Annotated in this window: 25 protein-coding genes; 13 read left to right on the top strand and 12 right to left on the bottom strand. The window is 63.0% G+C overall.

From position 1 onward, the window contains the following. Positions 1-4: 4 nt before the first annotated feature. From AC56LN_RS01795 to gstA, 5 genes are all read right to left on the bottom strand, one after another. A complete protein-coding gene (locus AC56LN_RS01795; protein WP_499569643.1) occupies positions 5-1,273 on the bottom strand; it encodes a DUF445 domain-containing protein in 1,269 nt (422 codons plus the stop codon). Positions 1,274-1,398: 125 nt separating this feature from the next. Continuing rightward, complete coding sequence (locus tag AC56LN_RS01790; protein ID WP_499569641.1) at positions 1,399-2,172, bottom strand: eCIS core domain-containing protein; 774 nt, start codon at positions 2,170-2,172, stop codon at positions 1,399-1,401. A 240-nt stretch (positions 2,173-2,412) separates the two neighbouring features. Further along, on the bottom strand, positions 2,413-4,371 hold the full coding sequence (locus AC56LN_RS01785; protein ID WP_499569639.1) for an AAA family ATPase: 1,959 nt from the start codon (positions 4,369-4,371) through the stop codon (positions 2,413-2,415). 542 nt (positions 4,372-4,913) lie between these two features. After that, positions 4,914-5,474 (bottom strand): DUF1697 domain-containing protein, encoded by a 561-nt coding sequence (locus AC56LN_RS01780; protein WP_499569637.1) that lies wholly within the window; start codon positions 5,472-5,474, stop codon positions 4,914-4,916. Between the two features lie 51 nt (positions 5,475-5,525). Further along, the gene (gene gstA / locus AC56LN_RS01775) at positions 5,526-6,131 is read right to left on the bottom strand and encodes a glutathione transferase GstA (protein WP_499569636.1); all 606 of its coding nucleotides are present in this window, start codon (positions 6,129-6,131) and stop codon (positions 5,526-5,528) included. Positions 6,132-6,290: 159 nt separating this feature from the next. Here gstA and AC56LN_RS01770 point away from each other — a divergent pair, with 159 nt between their 5' ends. Then, positions 6,291-6,620, top strand: coding sequence for a hypothetical protein (locus tag AC56LN_RS01770; protein ID WP_499569635.1), 330 nt, complete (start codon positions 6,291-6,293; stop codon positions 6,618-6,620). Further along, on the top strand, positions 6,617-7,450 hold the full coding sequence (locus AC56LN_RS01765) for an HDOD domain-containing protein (protein ID WP_499569633.1): 834 nt from the start codon (positions 6,617-6,619) through the stop codon (positions 7,448-7,450). Before AC56LN_RS01770 ends, AC56LN_RS01765 begins: the two co-directional genes overlap by 4 nt. 114 nt (positions 7,451-7,564) lie before the next feature. On the opposite strand, the gene AC56LN_RS01760 is transcribed toward AC56LN_RS01765, so the two are convergent. Next, positions 7,565-7,972, bottom strand: coding sequence for a hypothetical protein (locus AC56LN_RS01760; RefSeq protein ID WP_482900115.1), 408 nt, complete (start codon positions 7,970-7,972; stop codon positions 7,565-7,567). 604 nt (positions 7,973-8,576) lie between these two features. Between AC56LN_RS01760 and miaB the strand changes: the two genes are divergently transcribed. The 10 genes from miaB (at position 8,577) to AC56LN_RS01710 (ending at position 19,562) form a co-directional block, all read left to right on the top strand. Then, positions 8,577-9,938 carry a tRNA (N6-isopentenyl adenosine(37)-C2)-methylthiotransferase MiaB gene (miaB, locus tag AC56LN_RS01755; RefSeq protein WP_499569631.1) on the top strand — a complete coding sequence of 454 codons (1,362 nt, stop codon included), beginning with the start codon at positions 8,577-8,579 and terminating at the stop codon, positions 9,936-9,938. Beyond that, a complete protein-coding gene (locus tag AC56LN_RS01750) occupies positions 9,935-11,044 on the top strand; it encodes a PhoH family protein (RefSeq protein WP_499569630.1) in 1,110 nt (369 codons plus the stop codon). The genes miaB and AC56LN_RS01750 overlap by 4 nt, the downstream gene beginning before the upstream one ends. Beyond that, positions 11,019-11,486 (top strand): rRNA maturation RNase YbeY, encoded by a 468-nt coding sequence (gene ybeY / locus AC56LN_RS01745; protein ID WP_499569629.1) that lies wholly within the window; start codon positions 11,019-11,021, stop codon positions 11,484-11,486. The genes AC56LN_RS01750 and ybeY overlap by 26 nt, the downstream gene beginning before the upstream one ends. A gap of 123 nt (positions 11,487-11,609) precedes the next feature. Then, positions 11,610-12,488 (top strand): CorC family transporter, encoded by an 879-nt coding sequence (locus AC56LN_RS01740; protein WP_183556338.1) that lies wholly within the window; start codon positions 11,610-11,612, stop codon positions 12,486-12,488. Then, a complete protein-coding gene (lnt, locus tag AC56LN_RS01735) occupies positions 12,488-14,056 on the top strand; it encodes an apolipoprotein N-acyltransferase (protein ID WP_499569628.1) in 1,569 nt (522 codons plus the stop codon). The genes AC56LN_RS01740 and lnt overlap by 1 nt, the downstream gene beginning before the upstream one ends. A gap of 122 nt (positions 14,057-14,178) precedes the next feature. After that, on the top strand, positions 14,179-15,114 hold the full coding sequence (gene glyQ / locus AC56LN_RS01730) for a glycine--tRNA ligase subunit alpha (RefSeq protein WP_258835627.1): 936 nt from the start codon (positions 14,179-14,181) through the stop codon (positions 15,112-15,114). A gap of 17 nt (positions 15,115-15,131) precedes the next feature. Next, a complete protein-coding gene (gene glyS / locus AC56LN_RS01725) occupies positions 15,132-17,228 on the top strand; it encodes a glycine--tRNA ligase subunit beta (protein ID WP_499569627.1) in 2,097 nt (698 codons plus the stop codon). Between the two features lie 22 nt (positions 17,229-17,250). Next, positions 17,251-17,823 carry a D-glycero-beta-D-manno-heptose 1,7-bisphosphate 7-phosphatase gene (gene gmhB / locus AC56LN_RS01720; RefSeq protein ID WP_499569626.1) on the top strand — a complete coding sequence of 191 codons (573 nt, stop codon included), beginning with the start codon at positions 17,251-17,253 and terminating at the stop codon, positions 17,821-17,823. Positions 17,824-17,874: 51 nt separating this feature from the next. After that, positions 17,875-18,615 (top strand): lysophospholipid acyltransferase family protein, encoded by a 741-nt coding sequence (locus AC56LN_RS01715; RefSeq protein WP_482900123.1) that lies wholly within the window; start codon positions 17,875-17,877, stop codon positions 18,613-18,615. Then, positions 18,612-19,562 carry a M48 family metallopeptidase gene (locus AC56LN_RS01710; RefSeq protein ID WP_499569624.1) on the top strand — a complete coding sequence of 317 codons (951 nt, stop codon included), beginning with the start codon at positions 18,612-18,614 and terminating at the stop codon, positions 19,560-19,562. Before AC56LN_RS01715 ends, AC56LN_RS01710 begins: the two co-directional genes overlap by 4 nt. A gap of 42 nt (positions 19,563-19,604) precedes the next feature. Here the strand turns inward: AC56LN_RS01710 and AC56LN_RS01705 are convergent, their stop codons facing one another. The 6 genes from AC56LN_RS01705 to AC56LN_RS01680 form a co-directional block, all read right to left on the bottom strand. Then, positions 19,605-20,114: a YcxB family protein gene (locus tag AC56LN_RS01705; protein ID WP_499569623.1), complete on the bottom strand. Its 510-nt coding sequence runs from the start codon at positions 20,112-20,114 to the stop codon at positions 19,605-19,607. Between the two features lie 96 nt (positions 20,115-20,210). Continuing rightward, positions 20,211-21,497 carry a lipid IV(A) 3-deoxy-D-manno-octulosonic acid transferase gene (gene waaA, locus AC56LN_RS01700; RefSeq protein ID WP_499569621.1) on the bottom strand — a complete coding sequence of 429 codons (1,287 nt, stop codon included), beginning with the start codon at positions 21,495-21,497 and terminating at the stop codon, positions 20,211-20,213. A gap of 1 nt (position 21,498) precedes the next feature. After that, positions 21,499-22,479 carry a lipopolysaccharide heptosyltransferase I gene (waaC, locus tag AC56LN_RS01695; protein ID WP_499569619.1) on the bottom strand — a complete coding sequence of 327 codons (981 nt, stop codon included), beginning with the start codon at positions 22,477-22,479 and terminating at the stop codon, positions 21,499-21,501. Between the two features lie 10 nt (positions 22,480-22,489). After that, positions 22,490-23,872 carry a phosphomannomutase/phosphoglucomutase gene (locus AC56LN_RS01690; protein WP_499569617.1) on the bottom strand — a complete coding sequence of 461 codons (1,383 nt, stop codon included), beginning with the start codon at positions 23,870-23,872 and terminating at the stop codon, positions 22,490-22,492. A 244-nt stretch (positions 23,873-24,116) separates the two neighbouring features. Beyond that, positions 24,117-24,428 (bottom strand): H-NS histone family protein, encoded by a 312-nt coding sequence (locus AC56LN_RS01685; protein ID WP_482900252.1) that lies wholly within the window; start codon positions 24,426-24,428, stop codon positions 24,117-24,119. A gap of 102 nt (positions 24,429-24,530) precedes the next feature. Then, positions 24,531-25,625, bottom strand: coding sequence for an MraY family glycosyltransferase (locus AC56LN_RS01680; protein ID WP_499569615.1), 1,095 nt, complete (start codon positions 25,623-25,625; stop codon positions 24,531-24,533). A gap of 272 nt (positions 25,626-25,897) precedes the next feature. Between AC56LN_RS01680 and AC56LN_RS01675 the strand changes: the two genes are divergently transcribed. After that, positions 25,898-26,746: a symmetrical bis(5'-nucleosyl)-tetraphosphatase gene (locus AC56LN_RS01675; RefSeq protein WP_499569613.1), complete on the top strand. Its 849-nt coding sequence runs from the start codon at positions 25,898-25,900 to the stop codon at positions 26,744-26,746.

The raw sequence follows: 26,746 nt of genomic DNA, 5'->3' as shown, positions 1-26,746 counted from the left end.
TGGCTTAGCGCAGCAGTGCGGGAAGGTGCGACAACAGGTACAGGATCACGCCAATCATCCCGCCCACGATGGTGCCGTTGATGCGGATGTATTGGAGGTCCTTGCCGATATTGAGTTCGATCTGGGCCGACATCTCGCGGTCGTCCCATTGCTTGACGGTGTCGGCGATGTGGCGCGTCAGGTAGCCCGCGAATTCGGGCGCGACGCCGCGCGCGGCCGCCTCGAGGTTCTCCTGCAGCGACTGGCGCAGCTGCGGATCGTCGCCCAGCGCCTTGCCGATCCAGGCGCCCATCCCGACGATGCGGCGGCGCATGCTCGAATCGTCGCTGGCCAGGTCGCGCTTGAGCCACGCCTTCAGCTCGGTCCACAGTGAGCCGACATAGCCGTTGAAGGTGGCGTCTTCGAGCAGGTAGCGCTTGACGTCGTCAGCCTTGGCGAGGAAGTCCGGATCGACCTTCAGGCGCTCGATGAAATCGGCCACGTACTCGTCAAAGCGTGCGCGCAGCGGGTGCGCAGGGTCGGCCGCGACCTTGTTGAGCACACCCGACGCCAGGCGCACGGCGATGTCGGCGCCTTTGCGGCCGATGAGTTCGGATGGCAGCATGCGTTCGACAAACGCGTAATCTTCCTTGAGCCAGTCGACGATGCCCTCGGCGATGGCGCCCTGGGTCTCGGTGTTGTCCAGCAGATGGGCGAGCTGGCGGATGCCTTCGTCGAGCAGTTGCTGGTGGCGCCGGCCACGCGTCAGGCTCTCGAGGATCGCGCCGCTCGACTTCGACAAGTCGACGCTGCCCACCATCGTGTGCACCGCGCGCCGGATGACGTTCTGCACCGGCGCGTCCTCGATGAAGTCGAGCATGAAGGTGGCGGCGCGCACCAGGTGCGCGCCCATCAGTTCGGTGTTGGCAGGTTTCGCCAGCCAGTCGGCCAGCAGTTGCACGGGGTCGTGGCGGCGGATCAGCTTGAGGATCGACTCGGTGTCGAGGAATTTTTCGCGCACGAACAGCGCCAGGTTATCGGCGATCTTGTCCTTGTTGCCGGGGATGATGGCCGTGTGGCGCGAGATGATCGGGATCGGGATGCGCCTGAACAGCGCCACCACCGCGAACCAGTCAGCCAGCGCGCCGACCATCGCGGCTTCGGAAAACGCGCGCAACAGGCCCGTCCACCAGGTCTGCGGCAGCAGCAGGCTGACCACGAACAGTACGGCCGCACCGACGAAGAAGCCGAGGGCGATCAGTTTGGACTTGCGCAGTTCGTCGTGCTTGTGCATGCGGTGTGACTCGGCGGTGGCGATGCTGCCATGCTATCCGAGTTTGCCTGCCGATGACGCGCCGGGAGCAAGCCACCATGCTGTCGACAGCGATGGCCCTGCACCAGCCAGCAATCAGGCTCGATTCAGCGAATTGTGCCAGGCTGCATTCCCCAATATGACGCGCAGGCGCACTGAAATCCGACTGGCCCGATCCATGGACAGGCAACGACTACCGTGACACAGACCGATCCATTTGAAACTGGTTGCATCGGCATCGGCATCGGGACGAGGCCGGACTGGCGCGCATATGCTGCTGCTCTGTTTCCACGCCATGCCATGAATTCATTTGCCCGCTGATTGGCTTGCGCTTCAACTGACTCATAATCACGGATGTAACGCCTGGTGAAATCGTCAACACCCCATCGGCGGTATTGCTCGATATGCGCCAGTTCGTGCGCCCACAACCAGACACTGTTGATCTCATTGCGGGAGCGAAAAACCAGGACCGTATCCAACGCAATCGCCGCCCGGTCACCAAAGCGAAATGAATTGGCCTGAAGACTCAGCTCATGACCTTGTCCGATACGCCAGTATGCGGTCAGGACATCGGCGCCAAAAAAACCGCTGAATTCAGCCACGACTTCGCCTGGCAGCGGGCCAGCGCCCGCATTGAGCGCATTGTCGCGTGATGCAAGAATCAGGTTCTTGAGCAGCGGCGCCGTTGACTCAACAGTCAGTTCTGAAAAGGCCTTTCTTCCAGCTTGTGTTACGGCCTCTTCGGCCCTGCCGTATTCAGGAATGCTTTCTTTCACTGACCTGTTTGCATTGTCGATTGCACGCCCAACATTTCCCAAACCTACCCGATCGCCGACCCACGTCAGAAAGCCCTGGGCTTCAACGGGGGTGTTGGAGAGCATTACGACCAAAAACACTACACCTCGGCACAACGCCGCACCACGTTCCCGCGCCCTCATCATTGCCTCCCGTTTGTCGCCTGCATGGGTTGGACATGCCGGCCTAGATAAAGATTCCGGGATGTGCGCTAAACCTCATCAACCACACAACGACTCAAGACAGCGCAAAGAGGGACAAAAAAAAGCCCGTTCCGGTGAACCGAAACGGGCTGGCAGATCTTGAGAAACGGGGCCTGGCCGGCCTTACGCCGCCACTTCTTCCTCGCACAAGGTCAGCTTCGCGCAGCGCTGCCCGTGCAGTTGCGGCAGCAGCAGGTCGCTGCGTGCTTCCAGCAGCGCAAACACCTCGTCCTTCGACAGCACGTATTGCTCCAGCAGCGTGTCCTTGAGCGACTCCATCACCAGCTTGTAGTCGCGGATCGCATCCAGCGTGTAGCTGTACAGCGCGTCGGCCTTTTCTTCCACCAGCCGCACCGTGTGCTCGCCGCCGATCTCCTTCTGCAGCTGGCTGTAATCGATCTTCGAGCGCGAATACATCGACAGGCGGCTCACCATCAGGTTGAGCATCTTGGTGATCTTTTCGATGTCGTTCTGGCTGCCCACCGAAATACCGCGCGGGCCATAGAACAGCTCTTCGGCCGCGACGCCGCCGTACAGGCCCACCACGTCGCGCTCGAGTTCTTCCAGCGTGCGCAGCGACATGTCTTCGCCCGACTGCAGCACGTAACCCAGCGCGCCGATCTTCGACACCGCCTCGGTGCTGATCTTGAGCAGGTGCGAGCGTTCCTTGACTTCGGCCAGCGTCATCCCCTGGCGCAGGAACGGGTCGATCTGCATGAAGAAGTGGCCCAGCTCGTGCAGGGCGATCCGCTCGCGCTGCTTGTGCTTGTCGAGCGTCGTGGCGCGGTCGGTCAGGCCGATCGTGGCGCGCTCGTAGGCGCGGAACAGCAGGTTCGTGTTAATGATCGTCTTTTCCTGGATCGACAGCATGCTGGCGCGTTCGACCACGGTTTCCAGCAGCGCCGGGCTCAGGTTCTGGGTGATCTCGGCGACCTGGTCCAGGTTCAGGTCGTTCCAGTCGACGAGGCCATCCTTCTTGCGCGACAGGAAGCTGCGCAGCAGTTCGCGGCGCTCGCCCTTGTTCGGCAGGCGGAAGTTGATCTTGACCGAGAAGCGGCGCAGCATCGCTTCGTCCATCTCGGTCGAGTTGTCATCGAAGTTCGAGGCGACGATCCAGATGACGCCTGCGCCCTTGTCGCTTTTCACGCCGTCGAGCAGGCCGAGCATCGTGTTGGCGGTGTCGTCTTCCCATTTCTTTTCGCTGCGGCCACGTGGCATGAACAGGCTCTGCGCTTCATCAAGGAAGATGATGCACTTGCCCTTCGCGCAGGCCTTGCGGTGCAAGGCATTGAGCGCCTTGGAGCCGCCGCCGACATAGCCCGATTCGAGCGCCGAGCCGGACGCCGAAATCATCGGCAGGTTCAGGCGCTTGGCCAGATAGCCCACCAGCTTGGTCTTGCCGGTGCCGGCCGGACCGGTCAGCATCACATTAAACGGCTTGTCGATATTGTGCGACTGGTATTCGGCGCGGTTGCGGATCATCTCTTCCAGATGCAACACTTCCTGCTTGATGTCTTCCATGCCGATCAGGTCATCCATGCTGCCCTTGAGCTTGTCCGGGGTGATGACCGAGGCGCTCATGCCCATGCCCGGCATCCCGAATTTGATGAGGTACAGCACCAGCAGCACGATGGCGATATTGAACGCGTTCTGTTTGAAGAAGGTGCCGGTGCGTGCCAGCGTGCTTTCGCCCTCGTCCATCACGGCTTCGTGGGCCGCCAGGTAATCGTCCCTGGCGATCGAATACGGGATCGCGTTCTTGAGCAGTACTTCGCGCTCCAGGGACAGGTGCGAGGTGCTCGGCACCTTGACCACGTTCAGCGCAGCCGAATCCTTGAACTTGTAGATGTAGCGCGGCGCTTCCGACAGCGGTTTGGCAATGAGCAGGTATTCCAGACGGGCCTTCTGGCCGGCCAGCGCGGTGATCTCGGCGATGTTCTGCGAATGGACCACCGGGCGCGTGTCCTGCGGCACATTGGATTTGAAGATCGCCAGCGTCACCAGCAGGCCCATCAGGATGACTGCGAGGATGCGGACGTAGACGTTCTTGAATGCAATCTGAAGACGGGAAAAATTGGGCATAAGGTGTACTCGTCGAAAATGCGTGATGCAAAGGAGAGAATGCTGTGCCGTGCCATCGTGACTGGATGGCCAGCGTCGGCAATGGGCCGACGAATTCGAGGTGCTGCAGCTTGCTTTTGATGCTTTCGGGCAAGGGAGTAAGAAGACTATACCTTCAAAAAAAACCGCCGGGAATACCAAAAAGTCAAAACCGGACGCGATTTAAGGCGAATGAAAGTCTTGATAAGGGAATTGATTATCCGACTGACAGCTTTCGTGATGAGTGTGTCAAATAAATCGGTAATTATTGCGAGATCGGCATGCCGAAATGCCTATAAGAAGGCGATTCGTCTTTCCAGGCGCGGCATATTTACCACAGTCAACTTTTGAGACTGTGCGCAAGATGCCGCTATCGGCCTGCAAAGTGGTGGTAATTTCTACAACTGGCTGCGCCGATGCACATGCGACAGGAAGCGCCATTCAATCACGCGAAGAATGCCTGTTCGCCTTGGCGCGCATCGGGCGATGCACTGGCATTGGCGCTCAATACCGGAATGCGGTGTTCAACGAGGCGCCGGGAGGCTACCGTCGTGACACAGGCCATGCAGCTTGGTCATCGTGTTCCAGTTGCGCGACGTGGCACCATCGCCCAGGCGCTTGCCGAGCGCCGCTGCAACTGCACTGTCGAGCAAGCCTTGCGGGCACCAGACATAGACGGCGTGGCGGCCGAGCGCCACGGTTTCGGGGGCCCAGTCCTGGCGGCACAGATCGGCGGCCAGCGCGCGTTGCGACTCGCCGGCCAGCAAGAAGGCAAACAGGCGCGCGTGATCAGTGGCCAGGTGCAGCAACGGATTGTCGTCGATGATCTGGTCCACGTCATGACACGCGAACACGAACACGCGCGCGTTCACGCCCAGGCGCTGGGCCATGGCCTCTTCGATCGCTTGCGCGGCATCGATGGGCGGGACGGCGGCGTCGAACACGACGTTGCCGCTATTGAGCAGGCTGCGCACCCCGGTGTAGCCAAGGCTCTCGACCAGTGCGCGCAGGTCGGCCATCGCGACGCGCTTGGCGCGGCCGACATTCACGCCGCGCAGCAGGGCAACATGGCGATGCGACGTCATCGGCGCAGCCTGATGCGCAACCGCAATGCTGTGTCGGCCCCTGCCCGCATGCTATTGCAGCCCTTCCTGGCGCAGTGCCTCCTGCACCGCAGGCAGCGCCTTGATGCGCGCCTGATAGGCCTGCAATGCCGGCCAGCTGTCCAGCGAGAAGCTGGTAAACCCCACCCAGTTCAGGACCGTGAACAGGTAGGCATCGGCCACGGTGAAGCGCTCCCCGGTCAGGTAGCCATCGTCGCCGATCTGGCCCGCCACATACGTCAGTGGCGCCGCCAGCCCAGCCCAGGCTGTGTCCTTGGCCTCTTTCGGCGCGCCCGGTGCAAAGATGGGCGAAAAGCGCTTGTGCAGCTCGGTCGATGTCCACGCCAGCCATTCCATCAACGCATACCGTTCGACGGTGCCGTTGGCGGGAGCCAGTGCGCTGTCCGGGGTCTGGTCAGCCACGTATTGGAGGATGACCTGGCTTTCGGTAAGCACGCGGCCATCGTCCAGCGCCAGCGCCGGCACGTAGCCTTTCGGATTGATGGTGCGGAAATCGTCGCCGCCTGCGGTCAGCTTGGTACGCAGGCTCACGTGCTCGCTTTCAAAGGGCAAGCCGGCGACAATCAGGGCGATACGCGGCACGAGCGAGCAGGCGCCGGGGCTGAAGTAGAGTTTCACAGGGCTCCTGACAGAATAAAAATGATGGCAAGAGCCTACAACATTTTGTCGCAGCGCTCCACCGGGCGCACTGCGGCATGGAAGCGACATATTCCATCGCCACCGTGAAGTGCATGCACACCGGTGATACCATCTCTTGAATATTGAATGGAGGAAACTATGAGCGACGATCATGCGCTGGTCCCGGTGGCCAGCACCTTACCGGGCATGGTGCTGTCGGACGAACTGCTCGACAGCCACGGCCTGGTGCTGCTGGCCAAAGGCACGGTCTTGACCGAGGCGATCATTGCCTCGTTCGGGCGCCATCAGATCGACATGGTGCCGGTGGCGCGCGTCGAAGCGCATCGCGCGCCGGACGCCGCGGCGGTGCAGGCGCGGCTGGACATCGTGTTTCGCCGCCACGACCGCGACGACGACAGCGACTGGGCCGGCAACCTGCTGCGCCGTTACGTCGAGGATTACCGGCTCGAGCGGCAGGTGGCGCCATGACGCTCGATGAACTGACGTCCGGCCTGGACGACCTGCCCTCGCTGCCCGCCGTCGTGATGGAACTGCTGGGCAGCATCGACCAGGAAGACGCCGACCTGGCTGTGCTGGCAAAAAAGGTCGCCCTGGACCAGGCCCTGACGGCCAAGACGCTGCGCCTGGCCAACTCGTCGGCCCTCGGCCTGCAGGTCAAGGTCACGACGATCCATCAGGCCATGACATTTCTTGGCGTTCAGGCCACGCGCAACCTGATCCTGGCGGCATCGATCACGGGCTGCTTCCCGGGCGGCCGCTGTCCGGCGTTCGACCACAAGGCGTTCTGGCGCCTGTCGATCGCCACGGCCGCGTGCGCGCGGGTACTGGCGCGCCATATGCACTTCAATCAGGACGTGGCATTCACGGCCGGCCTGCTGCACGGCATCGGGCGTCTGGTGCTGGTGACGCGTTACCCCGAGCAATACGATGCTGTCCTGCGCGAATGCGAACGTGTCGATGGCGACCTGCTCGAGACGGAGCGCGCCATGCTGGGTGTCGACCATTTGCTGGCAGGCCGGGCGCTGGCCGAGCACTGGCAGTTCTCGGACACGCTGCGCCAGGCCATCGCGTTCTATGGCCAGCCCGAAATGCCGGGTGCGGGGTTCCTGGCGACCATCGTGCACGTGGCCAAGGCCGTGGCGCATGCGCTCGATCTGGCGGGCTATGCGCACGAAGTGGTGCCGACCGTGTCGAATGTCGCCTGGACGGCGCTGGGATTATCCGAGGAAGCGTGGTTGCAGGTGTTCCGCGAAACGGAGCTGCAGTTTGAAGAGATGACCGCCATCCTGTTGGCGTAAGCCGCAGGACGGAATCAGATCGTACGGGGGGACTTGCTGCGCGGCGCCACTCAGGCGGCGCCGCGGCACGCCAACAACACAGGCATGACAGACACGTCTGCCATGCCCACGATGTCAGTGCGCATAATTACCGGTCTTTGGCGTCACGTCGCCCGTCTGGTTCGCCTGGCCCTGTGCCGGCTGGCCGGCCTGCTGGGCGGCTGCTGCTGCAGCGGCTGCCGCTTTCTCTTCTGGCTTCGGACGGCCTTGTGCATCCGACAGACGATACTTGGTGCGGCGATCGCCCATCAGGTCACGCAGGTCGCGGATGCTCATGCCCGTGACTTCGTGCATGCGGATCAGCAGCGACGCGCCGACTGGCAGACGATGGTGACGAATCTTGCTGATCACGGGCGGCGCCACCTCGAGCATGCGCGACAGCGCAGCATCGTTCTTCAGCTGCATCTTGCCAAGAAGGATGTCGAGCAGATGGTTCGGGTTGTAACTCTCTTGCGACGACAGAGCGTGATGTTGTTGTGCCATGATATTCCTCACGAGTTGGTTAAGATAGTTCCCTTATGAACCTTAGTTAAAGACAACATATCCTCAACTAAAGTTCCCGGAACGTGTTCAGGAATTAAACAGGGCGAATCTGAGTAGTTCCTTAAGAATTCCGGTCCTGCAGTGCGCCACGTGGTTTCCGCGTACGCACTTGTCTTTCAAACAAATTATCGCTGCGCGCGCCAGGCCGATGCCGACCCCGCGCACGTGACTCCTTGTCAGAAATCAAGCTAACGGATGGAAAGCTTGTCACGTTTGCATTTCAGCACATGGGGCCACATTGTGGCGCACGCAAGAGATTTCCCTGATAAATTTTTCCAATCAGAATGATCACGGAACTCATTGATTTACATAGAGAAATACTTCGTGCACGCAGCACCACTGTGCGCCAAAAATAAAGTATGTTCGCTAGCGGACATTTAACATTGTAAATAAAACGATAATTACTTGAAGTAAAGAAATTAGACATTCCTTTCGGCATTATTCGTTTTCGCCTTCCGGTGTTTTTATCGGGCCAATACCGAATTACGGTAAACTGGTCGCCCAGCCTTGTCGGCGCCGTAATTCGTCCCCAACTACCCTCTCCATGCAGAAAAAAGTCTTTATCAAAACCTTCGGTTGCCAGATGAACGAGTACGACTCGGACAAGATGGTCGATGTCCTTGGCGCCTCGGACGGGTTGGTACGTACCGACAAGCCGGAAGACGCGGACGTCATCCTGCTCAACACGTGTTCGATCCGTGAAAAAGCCCAAGAGAAAGTGTTCTCCGATCTTGGCCGCCTGCGTGAACTCAAACGCAACAAGCCCGACCTCGTCATTGGCGTGGGCGGCTGCGTTGCGTCGCAAGAAGGCCAGGCCATTATCAAGCGCGCGCCGTTCGTCGATGTCGTGTTCGGCCCGCAGACGCTGCACCGCCTGCCCAAGCTGATCAGCGACCGGCGCGCGTCCGGTGTCGCCCAGGTCGACATCGCCTTCCCCGAGATCGAAAAGTTCGACCACCTGCCGCCGGCCAAGGTCGACGGCCCGGTGGCGTATGTGTCGATCATGGAAGGCTGCAGCAAGTACTGCAGCTACTGCGTCGTGCCGTACACGCGCGGCGAAGAAGTCTCGCGCCGCTTCGAGGACGTGCTGACCGAGGTCGCGGGCCTGGCCGCGCAAGGCGTCAAGGAAATCATGCTGCTGGGCCAGAACGTGAATGCGTTCCGGGGCACCATGGAAAACGGCGAGATCGCCGATTTCGCGCTGCTGCTCGAATACATCGCCGAAATCCCCGGTGTCGAGCGCCTGCGCTTCGTCACCAGCCACCCGAAGGAATTCAGCCAGCGCCTGATCGATGCCTACGCCAAGATCCCGCAACTGGTGAACCACCTGTACCTGCCGGTGCAGCATGGCTCGGACCGGATCCTGTCGGCCATGAAGCGCGGCTACACGGGCCTCGAATACAAGTCGATCATCCGCCGCATCCGCGCGGTGCGTCCCGGCATCACGTTCTCGTCCGACTTCATCGTGGGCTTTCCCGGCGAGACCGAGGCCGACTTCGAAGCCATGATGAAACTGGTGGCCGACGTCAATTTCGACAACAGCTTCAGCTTCATCTTCAGCAAGCGTCCCGGCACGCCGGCCGCGAACCTGGAAGACGACACGCCGCACGAGGTCAAGCTGGCGCGCCTGCAGCGCCTGCAAGCCCTGATCGACGCCAACACCCGCAAGCACAGCGCCGCCATGGTCGGCACCGTGCAACGTGTGCTGGTCGAAGGGTATGCCAAGAAAGATCCGACCCAGCTCCAGGGGCGCGCCGAGAACAACCGCGTCGTCCTGTTCCCCGTGGATGCGACCAATGTCCAGCTCATCGGCCAACTGGTCGACGTGCGCATCAGCGCCAGCCACGATTATTATTTGCGCGGCGAACTCGTCGCCAACCTTGATACGATTGCCATCGCCAGTTGAAAACACAGCCAACCCAGCCCTCGTACTTCATTCCTGAGCCGCTCGACAACACGCGGCTTGCCCACCTGTGCGGTCCGCTCGATGAAAACCTGCGCCAGATCTCGGCCGCGCTCGACGTGACCGTGTTTCGCCGTGGCGAGAAATTCATCGTCAACGGCGACAACGCCGATCGTGCCGTCGAATTGCTCGAACGCTTCTATGCGGTCGCCAACAAGGTCGTGCCGATCGAAGAAGTGCAGCTGGCCCTGGTCGAGCAGCGCGCCGGCATCAAGCCGCGCAGCCTCGACGCGCCCGGCGGCGAGCCGCGCGCCATCAAGGGCGTCAAGGCGATCAAGGCCGTGCCTGACATGGCACAGGACGACGTCGCCCCGAACGACGTCGACAGCCCGGCCCTGAAAACCCGCCGCAGCGACCTGCGCGGACGCACGCCGCACCAGATCCAGTACCTCAACGATGTGCTGAACCACGACATCGCCTTCGGTGTGGGTCCGGCCGGCACCGGCAAGACCTACCTGGCCGTGGCCTGCGCGGTGGACGCGCTCGAACGCGACGCCGTCAAGCGCATCATCCTGACCCGTCCGGCAGTCGAAGCGGGCGAGCGCCTGGGCTTCCTGCCGGGCGACCTGGCGCAAAAGGTCGACCCGTACCTGCGCCCGCTGTACGATGCGCTGTACGACCTGCTCGGTTTCGACCGCACGCAAAAGCTGTTCGAAAAGCAGGTGATCGAGATCGCCCCGCTGGCGTACATGCGCGGACGCACGCTGAACCACGCGTTCGTCATCCTCGATGAGGCGCAGAACACGACCGTCGAACAGATGAAGATGTTCCTGACCCGTATCGGCTTTGGCAGCAAGGCCGTGATCACGGGCGACGTGACCCAGGTCGACCTGCACAAGAACCAGCGCAGCGGCCTGGTCGACGCCATGCACGTGCTCAGGGATGTGCGCGGCATCGCCTTTTCCCAGTTCTCGAGCGTGGACGTGGTGCGTCACCCGCTGGTCGGGCGCATCATCGATGCCTACGAATCCGACAATTCGGTGCAGGAACTGGCCGATCTCCCCAAACCGATCCCGGTGAAAAATGCAAGAAAAAAAACATCCGCTTGACCTCGAGGTGCAGTTCGCTGACCCGCGCCTGGAAAGCCTGCTGCCCGAGGCTACCCTGCGCACCTGGGTCGAGTCTGCCCTGCTCGGCCCGGCCGAACTGACCCTGCGCTTTGTCGACGCGGCCGAAGGCCAGGCGCTGAACCTCGCGTACCGGGGCAAGGATTACGCAACCAACGTTCTCACCTTCGCCTACAACGAAGATGAAGACCTGGCCGAGGACGATCCGGTCAAGGCCGACATCGTCCTGTGCACCGACGTGCTGCAGCGCGAAGCCGACGAGCAAAAGAAAACCGTCGAGGAACACACGGCGCACCTGGTCGTGCACGGCGTGCTGCATGCGCAGGGCTGGGACCACGACAATGATGACGATGCCGAAGAAATGGAACAGTTCGAGCGCGACATCATGGAAGTGCTGGGGTTCCCGGATCCGTATGCAGACTGAGTAAAATCAGGTTGGCCCGAGCGGCGGCGCACTTGCCGCTCAGGCCGCACGCCTGCATCAAAAACAGGCAATGTGCCTTTTGGTGTATCCTACGCCCATCGTAACAACGGCTTCTCGCCAACTATGCCCGAGTATCCCAGTGACGTCCGTCCGGACGCCAAACCCCATCGGTCCCTGCTGGAAAGGTTGACCGCATTCATCTCCCCCGAGCCTGAAAACCGCGCAGAGCTGCTTGAAGTGCTGCACGACGCCCACGAACGCAACCTTCTCGATGCCGACGCCCTGTCGATGATCGAAGGCGTGTTCCAGGTGTCCGACCTGTCCGCGCGCGACATCATGGTGCCCCGTTCCCAGATGGACGTGATCGATATCACGAAGCCCATTGAAGAATGGATGCCCTACGTGCTCGAGACCGCCCACTCCCGCTTCCCCGCCATCGAAGGCGAACGCGACAAAGTCGTGGGCATCCTGCTGGCCAAGGATTTGCTGCGCTATTACGCCGAAGAATCGTTCGACGTGCGCACCAAACTGCGCCCGGCCGTGTTCATTCCCGAATCGAAACGCCTGAACGTGTTGCTGCGCGACTTCCGCGCCAACCACAATCACATGGCGATCGTGGTCGACGAGTATTCCGGCGTGGCCGGCCTGATCACGATTGAAGACGTGCTCGAGCAGATCGTCGGCGACATCGAAGACGAGTACGATTTCGACGAAGAAGAAGACAACGTGATCTCGATCCGCGAAGGCCAGCTCGGCCCGCGCTGGCGCGTCAAGGCGCTGACCGAGATCGAACAGTTCAACGACGAAGTCGGCACCAACCTGCCGGACGACGACGTCGACACGGTCGGCGGCCTGGTCGCCAGCCACCTCGGCCACATGCCCCACAAGGGCGAAGTGGTCGATCTGCACGGTGTACGCTTCGAAGTGTTGCGCGCCGACGCGCGCCAGATCCACGTCCTGCTGGTCGAAAAACTGCCATTGGCGGACGACGAACACGACTGATGCTGCGTCGCCGTACCTCTCCAGCCGCAGCGCCGGTCCCGGCGCTGCGCGCCAACAAGCCCTCGGCCCTGCTGCTGCTGGGCGCTGCACTCGCCGGCGCCTCGTCCCTCCTGTCATTCCAGCCGGTGGGCTGGTGGCCGCTGCAATTTCTGTCGCTGGCGTGGCTGTTCTATCAGGTCGGCATGAGCCCGTCCGTCAAGCGCGCCACGCTGATCGGCTGGGCCTTCGGCTTTGGCTGGACGCTGGCCGGCGTGCACTGGCTGTACGTCTTCATGACCGATTTCGCCCACTTGCCGGCCGTGCTGGCGGTGTTAGGCTTGACGCTGCTGTGCCTGTACATGGGCCTGTGGGGCGCCTTCACGGCGGGCGTGGCCACCTGGCTGCGCCGCCGCTGGTCGCTGCCGGTGGCCGCGTTCCTGCTGCTGGTGCTGCCCGTGACCTGGGGCGTGTCGGAATGGCTGCGCGGCTGGGTGTTTACCGGCTTTCCGTGGGCCTCGTCGGGCTACGCACATGATCTCGCACCGCTGGCGGGTTACGCGCCGCTGATCGGCGTGTATGGCATGGGCATCGTCGTGGGCATCATTGCCGGGTGCCTCGCGATGCTGACCCAGCGCGCGCGCTGGCCGGCAATTGGATTAATGGCCGCCCTGCTGCTGGGCGGCGCCGGCCTGCGCACTGTCGAATGGACGCAGGATGTCGGCCAGCCGATCAGCGTGCGCCTGTTGCAAGGCAATATCGCGCAAGACCGCAAGTTCGACGCCGAATTCTTGAACAGTATCCTCACGCGCTACCAGGGCTTGATCACGGCGGCACCGGCCGACCTGATCGCCACGCCCGAAACAGCGATCCCGACCTTCCCGCAGCACCTGCCCGACGGTTACCTGGCCGGTCTGCAGCGCTATGCCACCACCAGCGGCAGCACGCTGGCCATCGGCATGCCGCTGCTCGACGGTCCGGGCAAATACGGCAACAGCCTCGTCACGCTGACGCCGCAGCCCCAGGCCACCGTGTACCGCTATGACAAGGCGCACCTGGTGCCGTTCGGTGAATTCATCCCGCCGGGCTTCCGCTGGGTGACGGACATGCTCGACATTCCGCTGAACGACGCCACGCGTGGCGCGGCGCTGCAGGCGCCGTTCGCCGTCAAGGACCAGCTGGTGCTGCCGAATATCTGCTACGAAGACGTGTTCGGCGAAGAAATCGCCTACCAGCTGCGCAACGCGCCGCAACCGGCGACCCTGCTGCTGAACGTGTCGAACCTGTCGTGGTACGGCCACTCGGTGGCGATCCCGCAGCACCTGCAGATTTCGCGCATGCGCACGCTGGAGACGGGCCGCCCGATGCTGCGCGCGACCAACGACGGTGCCACCGCCATCATCGACCGCCGCGGCAATCTCACGCATGCACTGCCCTTCTACACGGACGGCGTGCTTGCCGCCACCGTGCGCGGCGCGACCGGCATGACGCCGTTCATTCGCCTGGGGAGCGCGTCGTTCCTGCTGCTGGGGGCATGCATGCTGCTTGGCGCGTGGTTTGCCGGGCGGCGTTATCTGCGCAAGAAAGCGTAAGGTGGACGGCATTGCCGCCCACCCCGCCCAAATCCCTTCCCAGAGGGTACGAAAAATTCAGTAGAATTGGCCATTTGGCAAATATACCGCGTTCACGGTCCACGGGCCGCGTTCCACTCGACATGCTCACATTCCAGCAAATCATCCTCACCCTGCAGTCCTACTGGGACAAACAGGGTTGCGCACTGCTCCAGCCCTACGACATGGAAGTCGGCGCCGGCACCTTCCACACAGGTACCTTCCTGCGCGCGATCGGCCCGGAGCCCTGGCGCGCCGCCTATGTGCAGCCATCGCGCCGTCCGAAGGATGGCCGTTACGGCGAGAACCCGAACCGCCTCCAGCACTATTACCAGTTCCAGGTAGCGCTCAAACCCGCGCCAGAGAATATCCTCGACCTGTATCTCGGTTCGCTCGAGGCACTGGGCCTGGACCTGAAGAAGAACGACGTGCGCTTTGTCGAGGATGACTGGGAAAGCCCGACGCTGGGCGCCTGGGGCCTGGGCTGGGAAGTCTGGCTCAACGGCATGGAAGTCACGCAGTTCACCTACTTCCAGCAAGTGGGCGGCCTTGATTGCAAGCCGGTGCTGGGCGAGATCACGTACGGCATCGAGCGCCTGGCCATGTACCTGCAGGGCGTCGAGAACGTGTACGACCTGGTCTGGACCGAGTGGCAGGAAGACGGCAAGACCAAGTCCCTGAGCTACGGCGACGTGTTCCACCAGAACGAGGTCGAGCAGTCGACCTACAACTTCGAACACTCCAACACCGAGATGCTGTTCCAGGCATTTGCGAACCACGAATCGGAAGCCAAGCGCCTGGTCGAACTGGCGCTCACGCTGCCGGCCTACGAGCAGATCATGAAGGCCTCGCACAGCTTCAACCTGCTGGACGCGCGCGGCGCGATTTCCGTGACCGAGCGCGCCGCCTACATCGGCCGCGTGCGCACGCTGTCGCGCCTGGTGGCGCAAGCGTATTACGACTCGCGCGAAAAGCTGGGCTTCCCGATGGCACCACAAGCCAAGCCAGCCGAACCAGCCGCTGACCAAGCCGCAGCCTGAAAAGAACAGAACAGACCATGAACCAAACACTCCTCGTCGAACTGCAGACCGAAGAACTGCCGCCGAAGGCGCTCGTCAAGCTGGGCGCCGCCTTTGCCGCCGGCATCGCGAATGGCCTCAAGACGCGCGACTTCCTCGAAGCCGACAGCGTCGTCACCACCCACGCCACGCCGCGCCGTCTGGCCGTCTCGATCACCAATGTGCGCGACACCTCGCCTGATAAAGCGATCCGTGAAAAAGTGCTGCCGGTGACGGTAGCCCTGGACAAGGAAGGCAACCCGAGTGCGCCGCTGGCCAAGAAGCTGGCCGCACTGGGCTTTCCCGACCTGACGATCGACCAGCTCGAACGCGCCCCGGACGGCAAGACCGAAAGCTTCTTCTACACCTACACCGCCGCCGGCAGTGCGCTCACCGGCGCGCTGCAGGACGTGCTGCAGGATGCAGTGAACAAGCTGCCGATCCCGAAACTCATGAGCTACCAGCGCCCGAACGGCGACACCGTGCAGTTCGTGCGCCCGGTGCACCGCCTGCTCGCGCTGCACGGCGAGCAGGTACTGCCACTGACGTTGCTTGGCTTGACCGCTGGCCGCGAGACCGCCGGCCACCGCTTCCTGTCGCATGGCGGCGCGATCACGATTGCGCATGCCGATCAGTACGCGAACACGCTGGAAACTGAGGGCAAGGTCATCACGTCGCCGCAGGCGCGCAAGGACAGCATCCGCGCCCAGCTGCTGGAGCAGGCCGGCGCCGACCAGGTCCTGATGCCCGAGTCGCTGCTCGATGAAGTTGCGGCCCTGGTCGAATGGCCGGTCGTCTACGAATGCCGCTTCGAAGAAGAATTCCTGGCCGTGCCGCAGGAATGCCTGATCCTGACGATGCAGACGAACCAGAAATACTTCGCGCTGACGGATGTCGATGGCAAGCTGCGTTCGCGCTTTCTGATCGTGTCGAACATCGCCACCGACGACCCGACCGCGATCGTCGGCGGCAACGAGCGCGTCGTGCGCCCGCGCCTGTCGGACGCCAAGTTCTTCTTCGAGCAGGATAAAAAGAAAACGCTCGAGTCGCGCCTGCCGGCGCTCAGCAACGTCGTGTACCACAACAAACTGGGCTCGCAGGCCGAACGCAGCGAGCGCGTGACCAAGCTGGCCATGTACATCGCCACGCGCCTGGGCTTTGACGCCTCGCTCGCCGAACGCGGCGCGCGCCTGTCGAAGGCCGACCTGCTCACCGACATGGTCGGCGAGTTCCCGGAACTGCAAGGCATCATGGGCACGTACTACGCGCGCCACGATGGCGAGCACGATGAAGTGGCGCGCGCGGCGTCCGAGCACTACCAGCCGCGCTTTGCCGGCGACACCTTGCCGACCACCGATACCGGCCTGGCCGTCGCACTGGCCGACAAGCTCGAAACGCTGGTGGGCATCTGGGCCATCGGCCTGCAGCCAACGGGCGAAAAAGACCCGTTCGCGCTGCGCCGCCACGCGCTGGGCATCATGCGCATGCTGGTCGAAAAGCGCCTGCCGCTCGAACTGTCCGACATGCTGCGCGACGCGGTCACGACGTTTGCCGACCAGCCGGCGTTCAAGGATCCGAGCGCGGAGGTCACGGCCTTCATGCTCGACCGCCTGCGCGGCCTGCTGCGCGATCGCGGCTTCTCGCCGAACGAAGTCGAAGCCGTGCTGGCCCAGAACCCGGACCGCGTCGACGACGTCGTGCAGCGCCTGGAAGCCGTGCAGGCCTTCGCCGCGCTGCCCGAAGCCGCCTCGCTCGCCGCCGCCAACAAGCGCATCACCAACATCCTCAAGAAGAACGAGGAAGCGCTGGCGCAAGCCGGCGCGGTCGATCCGGCCCTGCTGCAGGACCAGGCCGAGAAAGACCTGGCCGCTGCCGTCACGCGCGTGCAGCCGGCCGTCGATGCGGCGTTTGCGTCAGGCGACTTTGCCGGCACGCTCAAGACGCTGGCAGAGCTGCGCGAGCCGGTCGACGCGTTCTTCAACGACGTGATGGTGATGGCCGACGACATTGCGCTGCGCAACAACCGCCTGGCGTTGCTGGCGTCGTTGCACGGCATGATGAACCGCGTGGCCGACATCTCGAAGCTGGCAACGTAAGCACGGCATGCAGGCACCCCCGATGAAACTCATCATTCTCGACCGGGACGGCGTGATCAACCACGACTCGCCCGACTTCATCAAGTCGCCGGCCGAGTGGGTCCCGATCCCCGGCTCGCTCGAGGCCATCGCCCGCCTGAACCAGGCAGGCTATCGGGTGGTGCTGGCCACGAACCAGTCGGGCATTGCGCGCGGCCTGTTCGACATCGCCACGCTCAACGCCATCCACGCCAAGATGCACGCGGCGGCGCAGCTGGTGGGCGCCGACATCGACGCCATCTTCTTTTGTCCGCACGCGGCGCTCGATGCCTGCGACTGCCGCAAGCCCAAGTCGGGCATGTTCGAAGAAATCGGCAAGCGCTTCAAGATCAACCTGAAAGGCGTGCCCACGGTGGGCGACTCGCTGCGCGACCTGCAGGCGGGCTTCAACCGTGGCTGCACGCCCTATCTGGTCCTGACCGGCAAGGGCGAGCGCACCCAGATGACCGGTGGCCTGCCGCCCGGCACCAGGGTCTACCCGGACCTGGCCGCGATGGTCAGCGCCCTGCTCAAGCCCACCAGCGCCACTGGTGCTGGCGCTGCCCAGGCGTCATAATCAATACACCACCACGATAAGAACAACCAGATCGTTTTGTCCGGAGCCCCTTTGCGTAATTTCAGTCTGTTTCTGCGTTCCCTGCTGTTCACGATCGTCATGATGGTGGCGACGATCATCTGGGCTTCACTGTGCTTCCTGGCCGCCCCCCTGCCGTACAACCAGCGCTTCTGGTTCACCTCGCGCTGGAACGTCTTCATCATCTGGTGCGCGCGCGTCATCTGCGGCATCCGCTACGAATTCAAGGGCTACGACAACCTGCCCGACGCGCCGGCCATCGTGCTCTCGAAGCACCAGTCGGCGTGGGAAACCATCTTTTTGCTGCCGAACCTGACCCGTCCCCTGGTCTACGTCTTCAAGAAGGAAATCCTGTACATCCCGTTCTTCGGCTGGGCCATGGGTTTGCTGCGCATGATCCCGATCGACCGCAAGCAGGGCAAGAACGCGTTCTCGCACGTGGTGCGTCACGGTAAACGCCGCCTGGCCGACGGCCAGTGGATTATCATGTTCCCGGAAGGTACGCGCATCCCGGTGGGCCGCAAGGGCAAGTACAAGAGCGGCGGAGCGCGCCTGGCGGTCGAGACCCAGGCAGTGGTGGTACCAATCGCGCATAATTCGGGCGAGTGCTGGCCCAAGAATTCGTTCATCAAACGGCCCGGAACGATCACGGTGTCGATCGGCAAACCGATATCGCCGCAAGGCCATACCCCTGACAGCTTGATGCAAGAGGTAGAAAATTGGATAGAATCGGAAATGCGCGTCATTTCGCCCCACGCCTACAAAGGTGGTTGAGCGACGTTAGCACCCAGATCAGGAATTCGCGTCCGCAGCAAACGGCGGCGTCGTCGAAGATCGACGGCGACCAGCTCGAACTGTTTGCACAAGAATTCTTTGCGGCGCTCAAGCCTTCCGACAGGCCGGCGCCGCCGTCCCAGCCATTGTTCAAGGCGCCGCCGGCGCCACCCCGCACCAGGCTTCCTTCGCCGCCCGTCGGCCCGCAAGATCCTCCCCTCAAACGCATCGCGCTCGGCCAGCATTACGTTGATTATGCGCTGCGCCGTTCGTCGCGGCGCTCGATCGGCTTCATGATCGACGACGACGGCCTGCGCGTGACAGCGCCCCGCCGCGTGACGCAGGACGACATCGAGAACGCGCTGCGCGCCAAGAGCCGCTGGATCATCACCAAGCTGCTCGAACGCGGCGAGCGGCGTGAACTGCGCCAGCAACGCGCGCCGGTCGTCTGGGTCGACGGCGCCCTGCTGCCATTCATGGGTGGCGAGATCACGCTGCGGCTCGAACCGGCCACGCGCAGCCATTGCCGCTTCGACGAAGCGACGCGCGAACTGGCGATCGGCGTGGTGCCCGGACTGGCCGAATGGCAGCTCAAGGAACGGGTCAAGCTGTGGTTCCAGGCCGAGGCAAAACGGGTGTTCACCGAACGCCTGGACCACTACGCGCCGCGCCTGAACGTGCGCTATACAACCTGCACGCTGTCGTCGGCCGGTTCACGCTGGGGTTCGTGCACGGTGGGCGGGAGCATTCGCCTGAACTGGCGCCTGATTCATTACCCGCTGGCGTTGATCGACTACGTGGTCGCGCACGAACTGGCGCACCTGCGCGAGATGAACCACAGCCCGGCATTCTGGGCGACGGTGGCGGAGGTGTATCCGGATTACGATGGTGCGCGCCTGGCGCTGCGCAAGCAGTCGCACCAGATGCCGGTATTGTTTGACGAGTAGGCAGGCCGCTGGCCTGCCGGGAGAATGCCGGTCAGCGCCAGCTTAGTGCAGGCTCAATGCATGGCGCGCTGCTGCCAGATCGCGCATGGTGGCGGTCTGCTGCTGCGACAGGCAGCGAAACGGGATCGGCAGCGTGCCCCGTTTGAGCACCATCATGAAGCCGCGCGAGTAGGTACGCACGGACGCCACGTCGGCCCATTCGATCAGCGTCACGCCGCCACTGGTGCGCACGATGCCGTGGGCGTCGATGGTGAATTCGTAGGTGCGGCGCCCACGCCCGAGCAGCACGAAGTTCAGCCCCGCACTCAGCGTACTGCGCAGGCGCAGCAGGAAGCTGGCAGGCCAGCGCACGCGCCGGCGGCGGATCAGGAAGCCCCCGTGCTGCCACATGAAGCTGACGTATTCGGCCAGCGAATAGCGGACGAAAAAATGCAGTGCATCGAGCGGCAGCACGCTTGCCGTCTGCTGCTTTGCCGGCGCGTGGTCGGCCAGGCCTGAGCCCAGGATCGTCCCCAGCGTGTCGACTGCCCCTTCCTGAACCCGAAGAGACACTGGCTCACCATCACTGCCTGGTGTCGCGCGATTCATTGACAACATGGCGCATCCCCTTTTAGTTTTGTAGCGTGCAGATGGGAATGGTAACAAAACCTACCCAAATAGCCGTTGCACGAGTTCAACAGTGCGCAGGGTCGCGCCGCGGTGGCGGCCGGCGAAAGCCAGCGCCCTCGCGCCCATCGCCGCGCGCGCCGCATCGTCCTGCAGCAGCCGCGCGGCCTCATTGACGAGCGCAGCGGCGTCCGGAACGCGCAACGCGGCGCCACCGTCAACCGCGTCGATCGTCGCGTCCAGAAAGTTGAATGTGTGTTCGCCCACCAGCACCGGCTTGCCCAGTGCGCAGGCTTCGATCAGGTTCTGGCCACCCAGCGGCAGCAGGCTGCCGCCGATGTAGGCGCAGTCGCAGGCGGCGTAATAGGCGAACATCTCGCCCATCGAGTCGCCCAGCAGGACATCAGTATCAATCGCGGCGGCGTTGTCACCATCCAGCTGCGAGCGGCGCGCGAGCGTCAGGCCGCTTGCCTCGACCAGCTTCGCCACATCGTCGAAGCGCTGCGGATGACGTGGTACCAGCAACAGCAACGCGTGCTGCGGTTTGTCGCGGTTCTGCCGCCATGCTTCCAGGATCAGTGCCTCTTCGCCTTCGCGCGTACTCGCGCACAGGAACACCGGCCGCTGCGCCGCGCCATCGATGCGCGTGCGCAGCCAGGCGCCCTTCTCCAGCGCGCTCGGTGGCGGCACGATGTCGAACTTGACACTGCCGGTGACGACGACGTTCGGCGCGCCCAGCGAGGCAATGCGCGCCGCATCGGCGTCGGTCTGCGCCGCCACCAGCGTGAACGAGCGCGCCGCCTCCAGCATCACGGCGCCGGCCTTGCGGCCCCGCTTGAGCGAACGTTCGGACAGGCGTGCATTGGCCAGCACGATCGGCACGCCCTGGCGCGTGCAAGCGTGGATCAGGTTCGGCCAGACCTCGGTCTCCATCAGGATGACGGCGCGAGGACGATGGTGGCGCAGGAAGCGCGCCGTCATCCAGCCGGTGTCGTACGGCAGGTAGGCCTGCACGACGCGCTCGCCGTGGTGCGCAAACAGGTCACGCCCGGTGGCGCGGCCGGTCGGGGTCATGTGGGTCAGCAGGATGCGGCACTCGGGCCAGGCCAGCAGCAGCGCATCGATCAGCGGCTCGCTGGCGCGCGTTTCGCCCACCGACACCGCATGCACGATGATCGTGGGCCGCCCGCCGGCCGCAGGGCCGCCAAGGGACAGACGTTCATCCCAATGCGCGCGGTAGCCCGGTTCCTTGCGGCCGCGCCACCACAACCGGCCCAGCACCACCGGCATGGCCACCCACCAGAGACCTGAGTACAGCGTGCGGTTCATGTCATGCCGGCGCCAGCAGGCGCCGTGCGGCCGCGATAACGTCAGCGCTTGACGGCGGCGCGCCCAGGTCGCCCAGGTTGACGATGCTATCGGACCAGTTACCCTCGGTCTTCCACTTCGGCGAATCGCAGTAGATTTCGATCGTCGGCCGCACGAAGGCGGCGGCGATATGGGTCAGGCCCGTGTCGACGCCCACCGCAAGGCGCGCATGCTGGGCCAGCAATACCGCGTCCATCATCGACAGTTTTGGCAGCACGCGCGCATTGGGGATCGCTGCCGCCAGCGCCTGGGCATCCTCGTGTTCAGACTGCGAGCCCCATGGCAGCAGCACCGGCATCGGTGCAAGCGCCGCACCCAGTGCGATCCAGTTGGCATCCGCCCACTTCTTGGCCGCGCGCGCCGTGCCATGGAAGAAGACCGCATAGTCGTCGTGCGGCAGGAACGCCGGCCGCGTGGCTGGCGTTGGCGCCGGCAACCCGAACTCGGGGGCCGAATCGACGCTGTAATCGAGCGCAGCGCCCGCGACCATGCGCCCGCGCGCCACGGCATGCGTGCGCGGATTCAGCGGGATGCTGTCGGTATGGAAGATGCGCGAGATGCCTTCATATCCGGAGCCTTCGCTGCCGTTGGCCAGGCCGACTTTTTTGCCGCCCTTGCACACGCGCGCCGCGCCCATGATAATGCCGGTCTTGAGCAGACCCTGGGTGTCGAACACATAGTCGTATTCGTCTTCGCGCAGCGTGCGGAAGAACGCGCTGATTTCGGCCCGCGTTTCTTTCTTGCCCAGGCTCTTGCGCCAGCGGCGCAGCGCCCATGGGATGATCTTGCGCACATGGGGATTCAGGCGCACGAGGCTCACGTAGCCCTCTTCGACCACCCAGTCGATCGTGGCGCCCGGATGCTCGCGCAGCAGGTCGGCCACCATCGGCAGGTTATGCAGCACGTCGCCCAGCGACGACACGCGCACGAGCAGGATCTTCAAGCGACTGCCCTCAGAACGGCAGGTCGGCATCCGGCTTGGCAGCCAGGATCACGGTCTTGAACTCGGCCTGGATGCGCGCCAGTGCTTCCGGCGACTCGCCTTCGAAGCGCAGCACGACGACCGGCGTCGTGTTCGACGAACGGGCCAGGCCGAAGCCATCGGCGTACTCGACGCGCAGGCCGTCGATGTCGTTGATTTTTTCGGACGTCGGGAACGTGGCGTTGGCGCGCAGGTGGTCGATCAGCGTGAAGTTCTCGCCCTCTTGCAGCTGCAGGTGCAGTTCCGGGGTGCTGCTGGCCATTGGCAGGCTGTTGAGCAGCGCCGACGGATCCTGCTGCTTGGTCAGGATTTCGAGCATGCGCGCGCCGGCATACATGCCGTCGTCGAAACCGTACCAGCGTTCCTTGAAGAAGATATGGCCGCTCATCTCGCCGCCCAGCGGCGCACCGGTTTCCTTCAGCTTGGCCTTGACCAGCGAGTGGCCGGTCTTCCACATCAGCGGCTTGCCGCCATGCTGCTCGATGTATGGCGCGAGGTGGCGCGTGCACTTGACGTCATACAGGATCTCGCCGCCCGGCACGCGCGACAGCACGTCGGCCGCGAACAGCATCATCTGGCGGTCCGGGAAGATGATCTGGCCATCCTTGGTGACGATGCCGAGACGGTCACCGTCGCCGTCGAAGGCCAGGCCGATTTCAGCGTCGGTCTCTTGCAGCGCGCGGATCAGGTCTTGCAGGTTTTCCGGGTGCGCCGGGTCAGGATGGTGGTTCGGGAAGGTGCCATCGACGTCGCAGAACAGCTCGACCACGTCGGCGCCCATGCCGCGATACAGGTCGCCCGCGAACGCACCGGCCACGCCGTTGCCGCAGTCGACCGCGATCTTGATCGGGCGCGCCAGCTTGACGTCGCCGATGATGCGCTCGAGGTAAGCGGCGCGGATGTCGTGCGTGCTGTAGCCGCCGCGCTGCGCCGCGATCGCGCCGTCATACGCAGCGATGCTGTCGTGCAGGCCGGTGATGGCGTCGCCGTAGATGGCTTCGCCAGCCAGGACCATCTTGAAGCCGTTGTAGTCAGGCGGGTTGTGGCTGCCGGTGACCATGATGCCCGAGCGGGTGTCGAGCACATTGGTGCCGAAATAGACCATCGGCGTGGCAACCATGCCCAGGTCGATCACGTCGACGCCGGCGTCACGCAGGCCTTCGCTCAATGCGCCGGCCAGTTCGGGGCCGGACAGGCGACCATCGCGGCCGATGACGACCTTGCTCTCTCCCTTGGCCAGCGCGGCGGCCCCGAATGCACGACCGATATGACGCGCGATACCGGCGTCCAGGGTCTTGTCAATAATGCCGCGAATATCGTAGGCCTTGAAAATCGTTTTGGAGAGAGCGACCATTTTGTTTCCTGGAATATTGGAGGATTGATAAGTAGCCACTATTGTAACGGCAAGCGTCGCTGGCGGGGGAATGGTGCAAGCGTGCGCAAGCCGGCCCGGGAGCCGCACGAAAGACATCAGAAGGGGGATAGCGGGAATGGCAACGGCCGCGAATGCACGCCGGATTCGATGGCAGCACACCATCGGCGCCGGCGCTGGAGAAGCGCGCGGCGCATGCTCCGCGTGGCGGAGCGATACAGACTGCTTAGACGCGCAGGTCGTCGATCGACTTGCCGCCGTCGACCCATTCCTTGACCCACTTTGGCTGGCGGCCACGGCCAGTCCATTGTTGGCTGGAATCCTGCGGGTGACGGTAACGCACGGCGACGGTCGCGCCTTTCGAACCGCGGCCGGTAACTGCCATCAGTTCTTTCAGCGGCATGCCGACGCTTTGCGCGATTGCCAGGATTTGTTCACGTGCTTTCTGCACTTCCTGGGTTTCACGCGTTTTCATTTCCTGCTTGATTTGTTCTTGCAGGTTGCGCAAATCGCCTACCGACATATTCGACAGATCCATCATCGTTCCTCGTTCGTTAAAAATTGAATGCAGATTCAGCCATTGCTGACAATCGGTGAATACTCACCAAATGTCGCAATATACTACATCAACAATACAAGCTCAGTCCTTCTTGCTTAAAAAAAGCCAGCGTGGCGACTTGAATCGGACGATACGTCCGTACAACCACAGGTAACTGATTATGAACACGAGGCAAAATACCATCAATGCACCGGTACTTTCCCAGAATACGGTTGCCGGTATCACTGCCAGCAATGAAATCAGCCATAAATAAGGCGAGGTGCGCGCATTGCGTTTCATCAGTGCGCGTGCTTCGCGCGGCCCCACCGTCCATTGCACGATGCGCCTGAAAATCAAACTGTGCAAGTGAATACCGTCGGGCAGCGTCGGCGATTTACCCCGGACAAACATGCGCCGGTACGCAGAGAATATGGTTTCAAATGCAGGGTAAATCAGGAGCAGCGCGGCATACCAGGTCGACACCGTGGGATTGCGCATCACCAGCAGCAGCGCCAGTTCGCCCAGCAGGAACCCGAGAAAGTACGCGCCGCCATCCCCCAGGAAAATCAGCCCGACCGGATAATTCCAGATCAGGAAACCCGCCGTGGCGCCGGCCACAATCAATGCCCCCACCAGCACGAACATATCGCCCACCTGCAGGGCGACATAGGACAGCGACAGCAGCATGAAAATGCTGATCACGCCGGCCAGGCCATTGAATCCGTCGATGATATTGATGGCATTGGCAACGCCGGCCACGGCGAGCAACGTCAATGGCAGCGCAATCCAGATCGATTCCAGCGGCAAGACCGTCCACGGCAAATCGAGCCGGCCAATACGCGCGTCGAGCAGCCAATAACCGAAGCCTGCCGCGAGCATCGTCAGGAACAGACGCCGGCCCGGCGAGACCTTTCCCGTATAGTCTTCGGCAATGCCGCCAGCCAGAGCAATCGACGCGCAGGCAATCAGGGTTGCCAGCCAGGCTGCCATTTGCGGCTGGCGCAGGATCGATAAACCGGACGCCACCACCACTGCCAGAAAGATGGGAATGCCGCCGACGCGGGCGACTGCATGCGTATGGTTTTTCTGCACGCCGGCAAAATCACCATCGAGTCCCAGGCCATGTTTTCGCGCGGTCTTGATGACCAGGAGCGTGAGCAATGCGCAGGAAAGGAAACTGACAAAAAACGAGAACATTATTGTTTTCTTTCTGGGCGATTCTTGTGCAGCGCTCCGAGCAGGAAGCGAATTGGAGCAGCCACGGCAGGCTATTCAACAAGGGAAAGCCGGCCTCATTGTACCGGACTGGACGTACAGGCCGGCGCGCGTATTTATCGTGCTGCCTGTTTGCATGACCACGCAAAACAGCAGTCGCGCGTAAAATCATTTAGTATCCGCGAAAGCATCATGCCCCTCCTCTTTTCACAATGCCAGGCAGCAGGACCGCGATGTCCTGCCAGAACAAGAATATGACCACTTACGCCATTGGCGACCTCCAGGGCTGCGCGCATGAAGCGCAGCTGCTGCTTGACCGCATCGCCCTTGTAGCGGGCGACGACGCGCGCATCCTGTTCGTGGGTGACCTGATCAACCGCGGCCCCGAATCGCTGATGGCATTGCGGCGCATGAAGGCGCTCAACGAATCCAGCGGCGGGCGGGTCGATGCCCTGCTTGGCAACCATGACCTGCACCTGATCGCAGTGGCCGGCGGCGCCCAGCGCCTGAGCCGCTCGGACACGCTCGACGAGATCCTGGCCGCGCCCGACCGCGATGAACTCATTGCCTGGCTGCGCGCGCGGCCGCTGGCGATGTTCGTCGAGAACCACCTGCTGGTCCACGCCGGCGTGGCGCCGCAATGGGATGCGGCGCAGACGATGGCGCTGGCCGGTGAAGTCGAACGCATGCTGCAGGGCGACGGCTGGCTCGATTTCCTGAGCCAGATGTACGGCAACCAGCCCGACCGCTGGGACGACAGCCTGACGGGCATCGAGCGCCTGCGCTGCATCGTCAATGCGCTCACGCGCATGCGCCTGTGCGCGCCCGATGGCGCGATGGATTTCAAGCACAAGGAAACCGACACCGGCCCGACCGGCAGCGACCTGCTGCCATGGTTCGACCTGCCGGCGCGCCGCACGCAGGACGTGACGGTGGTATTCGGCCACTGGTCGGCCCTGGGCGTCGTGCAGCGGCCCAACCTGATCGGGCTGGACAGCGGCTGCGTCTGGGGCGGCAAGCTGACGGCCGTGTGCCTCGATGACCGCACGCTGCTGCAGGTGGATTGCCCCGAGTACCGCGAGCACGGCGGCAAGCAGCGCTGA

Source organism: Telluria sp. ZT3P26, from assembly GCF_059686035.1.
The sequence above is the reverse complement of the archived record's forward strand: the minus strand, read 5'-3'. Positions and strand labels throughout refer to the sequence as shown.